This is a genomic window from uncultured Salinisphaera sp., from assembly GCF_964012375.1.
GTDB lineage: Bacteria > Pseudomonadota > Gammaproteobacteria > Nevskiales > Salinisphaeraceae > Salinisphaera.
This window is the reverse complement of record NZ_CAXGSH010000146.1, coordinates 1-5,497: the sequence shown is the minus strand read 5'-3', so window position 1 is coordinate 5,497 and position 5,497 is coordinate 1. Positions and strand designations below refer to the sequence as shown.

General features: G+C 59.7%; 10 protein-coding genes. All 10 read right to left on the bottom strand.

Annotation, left to right across the window (positions count from 1 at the left end):
- Nucleotides 1-110: 110 nt before the first annotated feature.
- Nucleotides 111-506 (bottom strand): group III truncated hemoglobin, encoded by a 396-nt coding sequence (locus tag ABNU97_RS16985; RefSeq protein WP_348767851.1) that lies wholly within the window; start codon nt 504-506, stop codon nt 111-113.
- A gap of 63 nt (nt 507-569) precedes the next feature.
- A complete protein-coding gene (gene merF / locus ABNU97_RS16980; RefSeq protein WP_348767850.1) occupies nt 570-854 on the bottom strand; it encodes a mercury resistance system transport protein MerF in 285 nt (94 codons plus the stop codon).
- 3 nt (nt 855-857) lie between these two features.
- A complete protein-coding gene (merE, locus tag ABNU97_RS16975) occupies nt 858-1,088 on the bottom strand; it encodes a broad-spectrum mercury transporter MerE (protein WP_348767852.1) in 231 nt (76 codons plus the stop codon).
- Nucleotides 1,081-1,482: a MerR family transcriptional regulator gene (locus tag ABNU97_RS16970; protein WP_348767849.1), complete on the bottom strand. Its 402-nt coding sequence runs from the start codon at nt 1,480-1,482 to the stop codon at nt 1,081-1,083. Before ABNU97_RS16970 ends, merE begins: the two co-directional genes overlap by 8 nt.
- Before the next feature lies 1 nt (nt 1,483).
- The gene (merB, locus tag ABNU97_RS16965; RefSeq protein WP_348767848.1) at nt 1,484-2,110 is read right to left on the bottom strand and encodes an organomercurial lyase MerB; all 627 of its coding nucleotides are present in this window, start codon (nt 2,108-2,110) and stop codon (nt 1,484-1,486) included.
- 245 nt (nt 2,111-2,355) lie between these two features.
- Nucleotides 2,356-2,796 (bottom strand): organomercurial transporter MerC, encoded by a 441-nt coding sequence (gene merC / locus ABNU97_RS16960; RefSeq protein ID WP_348767847.1) that lies wholly within the window; start codon nt 2,794-2,796, stop codon nt 2,356-2,358.
- A gap of 255 nt (nt 2,797-3,051) precedes the next feature.
- Nucleotides 3,052-4,704, bottom strand: coding sequence for a mercury(II) reductase (merA, locus tag ABNU97_RS16955; protein WP_348767846.1), 1,653 nt, complete (start codon nt 4,702-4,704; stop codon nt 3,052-3,054).
- A gap of 34 nt (nt 4,705-4,738) precedes the next feature.
- Nucleotides 4,739-4,951, bottom strand: coding sequence for a mercury resistance system transport protein MerF (merF, locus tag ABNU97_RS16950; protein WP_348767845.1), 213 nt, complete (start codon nt 4,949-4,951; stop codon nt 4,739-4,741).
- Nucleotides 4,948-5,256, bottom strand: a complete 309-nt coding sequence (locus ABNU97_RS16945; RefSeq protein WP_348767844.1) for a cation transporter — start codon at nt 5,254-5,256, stop codon at nt 4,948-4,950. The genes merF (ABNU97_RS16950) and ABNU97_RS16945 overlap by 4 nt, the downstream gene beginning before the upstream one ends.
- A 12-nt stretch (nt 5,257-5,268) precedes the next feature.
- On the bottom strand, nt 5,269-5,497 hold a 229-nt coding region (locus tag ABNU97_RS16940; protein WP_348767843.1), incomplete at its 5' end, for a mercuric transporter MerT family protein.

Genomic DNA, 5,497 nt, shown 5'->3' with positions numbered 1-5,497 from the left:
TTTGGTCGTTGGAATGACTCATGGTTGTGACTCCTTATCGAACCCGAAAAAGTGTTTTGCGATGTCTTATGTTTCAGCTTCCCGTTGCAAGTGGGTTGTGCGATCGTCCGTTACGTGTTGATTGGTGAACTTGTGAGCCGCACAAGATTCCCCGCGATCCGTGTTGCTAATGTCTTGGCGCGGTCTGCGCTCGGCCCTGCGAAATCTTCGTCCACGGTCTCCCGAAACAGCTTCAGCCAGCGCTCGAAGTCATCAAGCTGTAAAGGATGTCGCGCGTGCAACGCCAAGTGGCGGGCGACCATGTTGCGCCGGTAGCCGTCGCGTTCGCCGAGCAGCAGCTTGCACCAATAGGCGCGGATACGCGGCAGGTGCGTTCTGAGGTCGATTTCCGCCACATCCAAGAACAGCGGACGCAGGCGATCATCGGCCACGACCTTCCGGTAGAAGGCATCCAGCATTTCGGCAATAGCCTCGGGCGTGTCGAGATCGCGCGGAGTTGAGTGCAAGGCGGCACCCTAGCTACACGGTGACTTTCGCGGTTGCTGGCGAAGCGTGGGCGTTTAGGTGGCTCACGGTTGCGACTTTTTCTCAGACGAGGTATCGCAGCAGGCGTCGTGCTGCTTCTTGCGCCACAGCGCGTAGACAGTCAGGCCGATGAAAATGGCCAGGGCCGGCAGCAAGACGTAATCCAGATAACCGGTCAGTGCTGCCAGCCCTACGGCACCGAACAACACCACCAGAACGGGTGTAAAACAACACAGGGCAACAACCACCGTGCCAATCAGGCTGGCGCGTAAAAGTGTTTGGGATCTTTCATAATGCCTCCCTCCATCGAACGTGGGTGGTGTGATCATCCGTTACTTGTTGAAGGCCCGTAGCAGTCGGCTCAGCGACAGCACGAACAGGCCGGTCAGTGCGATACCCACGATTACCCAGTGCTCCCCGAGAAAAGCACCGGCGCCCGTGCCGGCCAGCACGATGGCGAGAATCGGCAAATGACAGGGGCAACTCAGCGCGGCCAGTACCCCCCACAGATAACCGGTGAGCGGCTTGGATACCTCGGCCGGTTCGCGCGCCTTATCAGTCATGTCCACGTGTTGCCTCGGTTAGTACTTGGGTGCAGCGATGCAGCGCGGCTCTTTTAACAGCAATTGTGTGTTGTATTTGCCGTTCGACGGCTCGGCACTGCCGATCATCTCCGCTGTCCAGCGCCTGAATAAATTCGGAAATCTCGGGCAGACCGAGACCGGCCTCTCGACATGAACTGATCAGTTTCAGCCGCGCAACGCAGCTCTCGTTGAATAGGCGGAAACCACCTTGGGTAGTCCCGCAGGCGTACACTAATCGCATATCCAGATAGGTTCGGATCTGATGAACAGACATGCCACAGAAGCGGGCCGCCTCCGAAATGACGTAGCCTTCTGTTTGTGGCCCCGGCCCACTTTCAATGCCGAGTTTTACCGTTCGAGTATTAACCGTCATGCTAGTGGCTTCTTGCTCTGTCGAGCATAAGGTGCGCAATCTGCTGACCCAGTTCGAAACCTTCCTGAACACTCACAATGTTCGCGCGCGGTCTATCTCGGCACCAGGCCTCGCCGGCCTGTCGAGAGGCAAAGAAATGAACGTCGCAACAAAAGGCACTTCGAATGTCGCCCTCTGCGGCCACCGACACTAAAGAGATGACCGCGTCCTCTGGCTGGAGTGAAAGCACCTCCTGTGGCGTAACGGTCAAGGTCACCGGTGTGTTGGTATGCGGACAACGCGATTGAACCTGCGCGCGCTCACCTATGACGGTTGGAAACATCAAGGCATCCAGTGCGCACCAGGCGTAGAGCGGCTGGTCATTGACGACAAATGCATGCGGTGTTTCACGCCGTGTGATGCCGTAGCCGATCAGCCGTCCTTGACAGTCATACTCGATGGTTCCGCCAGGCAGCTGCTCCAGCACCAACACCGCCTCGCCAGTCGTCCAGTTGAGTGACTTCGCGAGCCGCTCCGTGGTGACCGGTTGACCTCGGGCTAACTCACGCAACAGTGCCACATGAAGCGCGGCCTCCATTTCTTCGACCACACCTAGCCGTTCCACGATCTCACGACGGATATTGTTCATGGGGCGTCCCTGCGTGTCCCGCACAGCAGGACAACTGTTTGACATCCTTGTTGAACGGCTGGGAACACGGTCTGAGCCTCCACCTTGGTTAGGTACGGAAACCATTCATCGGCAATGTCCTTGGCGGTCATCGACGCTCGCAAGGCATCATTGCGGCCTGAATGAGTTGACCTACTTCCGTTGTCACCACCGCCCGAATGCTCAGCGAAGATTTCGATGAACCCCTCAAAACTGCGAGGACGGTGTCATGTCTTGATGTTTTGCCTCGGAGCAGACTTCGTTACAGCACAGTGACGCTTAGCGGGGCGCACCATGTTCCAGACCGACGACGCCATCATCAATACAAGACCCGTGTAAAAGACAAATTGCGCATAGGCCGCAAATTGGCCCAATCGGAGTTGGAAGATCGCAACGCCTGCCAGTACCAGCAGCGGTCCGAATACTCCTAGCAGGCCTCGATACATTTGGCGGTGGGTGCGCCAACTCACGATATTCGCGATCAGTGCGATCACGGCAAAAAAAGGCAGCAACGTCGTGATGAAGATGCGCTCCCAAGCCGTCAAGAACCCAAGGCCCAGGGTCGCGCCGATACTTGCCAGCGCCGGAAAGCACATGGCGCAGCCCATGCCCGAAACAACGCTACCTATCGAACCTGCTTTGTCGGAAAGTTGTGTTAAAAAATTCATTTGTCACCATCTTTTGTCGTACGCTAGGACTGGCTAAATGGCCCCGTCTATGACGACGAAGGATTAGTTGAAGCCGGCCGTTATCGGTCGAGATAGCGCCCAACCGAATACGGCGTTAAGCGAAAAGTGCTCTGTCGCAATTTCCCGATGTTTTACTTGTCCCTATGTGTCGGCCCTTGACCGATCAATAGGCGTACCTGGCGCTTCGGCACGCACCGGGCGTATTCACGCAACGGTCTGATCATCGCGCTCTCGCTAGCCGGCACAGCAGGACAGCTGCTCGACATCCTTGGTAAAGGTCTGGGCACAGAGCTTGAGCGCTTCCACGTGCACCAGATAAGGAAACAGCAGATCGCCCAGGGCCTCGATGGTCATGCCGTGGTGCACGGCCAGTACGGCGGTCTGGATCATCTCGCCGGCCTCGGGAGCCAGAATCTGGGCCCCCAGCAGGCGATGACTGCCGGCCTCGGCGACCAGCTTGACAAAACCGCGGGTCTCGAAGTTGGCCAGCGCCCGTGGTACGTGCTCCAACCCAAGCGTGCGGGTCTCCACGTCGAGGCCGCGCGCCTGGGCCTGGCGTTCATCCAGCCCCACGGTCGCCACCTGCGGATCGGTAAAGATCACCGCGGGCATGGCGGACAGATCCAGCCGGGCTTGTCCGCCGGTCATATTGATCGCCGCCCGGGTACCGCCGGCAGCAGCCACATAGACAAACTGGGGCAGCGTCGTGCAATCGCCGGTGGCATAGATGGACTCGGCGCTGGTGTGCAGTGATGTGTCCACCACGATTGCACCGCTTTCATCGGTCTTTACCCCAACGTTGTCCAGCGCCAGATCACGGGTATTCGGGGCGCGTCCCGTGGCGACCAGCAGCCGGTCGCCTTGGATCGGGCCGTTGTCGGTATCGAGGATGAATTGCCCGGCCTCGAAACGTACGGCATGCGCCTGGGTATGCTCACGTACGTCGATCCCTTCGGCGTAAAATGCCGCGGCGAGGCCTTCGCCCAGCGCCGGATCCTCGCTGGACAGCAACGTGCTTCGGGCCAGCACGGTGACCTCGGAACCCAGACGGCGAAACGCCTGGATCTGTTCGACGGCCACCACCGAGGCGCCAATGACGATCAGATGCTCGGGCGTGTCCGCACTGAAGACCGCTTCATCGGAGGTCCAATATGGCGTCTCGGCCAGGCCTGGTATCGGTGGAATCGCGGGGGAGGCCCCCGTGGCGATCAGGATCCGATCGGCCGCCAAGCGCGCTTCGCTTCCGTCCTGGGCCGCGATAATCAGATTATGAGCGTCCTCGAAACGGGCCCGCCCGCGACGCAGCGTGATCGCCGGATTATCATCGAGGATACTCTCGTACTTGGCCGCGCGTAGTTCTTCGACCCGTGCCTGTTGCTGGCGCTGCAACCGGGGCCGGTCGATCATCGGCTCGCAATCTGCCAGGCCCTCGAACGGGTTGTGGCGCTGATGCTGGGCCAGTTCGGCGGCGCGAATCTGGATCTTGGACGGGACGCAGCCGACGTTGACACAGGTACCGCCGATGATGTCGCCCGACTCGATCAGGGTCACACGCGCTCCGGCCTCGGCGGCGCGGATGGCAGCGGCAAACGCGCCGCTACCGCTGCCAATGATGGCGACATGGAGATTATCGTCGCCGCCGTCTTGCGCGATCCGCGACGGCGCGGCCGTCGATGAGTCGTCGTTCCAGGCGCGCGCCTCGTAGCCGCGCGCACGTACCGCTTCGATCAGCGTGGTTTCGTCTGTGCCGTTAGTTATCTGGACTTCGGCACGGCGTTCGGCATAGGACACCGCAGCGCTGACCCCAGCGAGTGCATTCAGGGCGTCCTCGACCGTGCGGGCGCAGTGCGCACAGGTCATGCCGGAAATCGCGAGTGAATGTTGCATAGCAACTCCTTATTGATCTCGAACAATGATTAATTCAGCAGTCTGTTTTCTGATGCCGATAAACGGCGTAGACAGTCAGGCCTAGGAAAAAGACCAGCGCCGGAAGCAGCACATAGTCGAGGTAGCCGACCAGCGCCGACAGGCCGACGACGCCGAACAGGATCACCAATACCGGCGTGAAACAGCACAGCGCTGCGATGACGGTGCCCACGATGCCGGCACCAAGCAGGGTGTTGTTGCGGTTCATTGGGCTTGCTCTTTTGGTTTGGACGGATAGCCGGCGCGGGTCGTGGCAGCGGTCAAGTCCGAGACCGACGCGACCGCCGGATCGAATACGACCGTGGCGGTCTTGGATTGGTAGTCCACGCGCGCCGACCGGACGCCGTTGACCTGCTGGAGCGCCTTGCGCACCACGAAGGGACAGGTCGCGCAGGTCATATGCTGCACGGCGAGCGTCACGCTCCGTTCGGCCGCCGCAACAGCGCCTTGTGTCCAAAACATGCCCAGCAGCAGCGTGGCGGCCACAAAGCTCATGAATTGTTTTCGAACCATGTCGATCACTCCTTATAGAAACGCCGGCGCATACCAGGGAAAGGTGAGCAGTGCCAGCACGGGTACAACGAGCAGCCAGAAGATCAGACGTTGACGGCGCCTGACCGCGGGTCGTGCGCACGCTGTATCGGAATCGCAACTCGGCTCGCGGCGATACAGCCGCCAACCGGCAAAAATCAGCAGCGCCAGCGTAATGACGACGAATATCGGCCGATACGGTTCCAGTGCAGTGAGCGAACTC